Below are 250 nucleotides of genomic sequence, written 5' to 3'. Positions count from 1 at the left end.
CAGATCATCAAGGCTGCGCAAGAAACCTTCAGCACACTGATTAACGCCCTTTAAAGGAGTCTGGAACGATGCGTATCTCTACACAGCAGTATTTCGACACCAGCTCCAGTAAGTATCAGGATAACTATTCGGGTGTGGTGAAGGCCCAGGACCAGGCGAGTTCCGGTGTGCGTGTGCAGACCGCCTCGGATGACCCGGTAGCCGCCGCCCAATTGTTACTGCTGCAACAACAGAAAGACATGCTGGGGCA

1 pseudogene is annotated in these 250 nt (G+C 53.6%); it reads left to right on the top strand.

Annotated elements, in window-relative coordinates:
- Positions 1 to 68: 68 nt before the first annotated feature.
- Positions 69 to 250: pseudogene (locus tag KZZ04_RS20160) on the top strand (flagellar biosynthesis protein FlgL); the annotation flags it as partial.

It is taken from the genome of Pseudoalteromonas sp. CR1, assembly GCF_019392235.1.
GTDB lineage: Bacteria > Pseudomonadota > Gammaproteobacteria > Enterobacterales > Alteromonadaceae > Pseudoalteromonas.
Note: the sequence above shows the minus strand (reverse complement) of the source record. Positions and strands in the feature narration are given on the sequence as shown.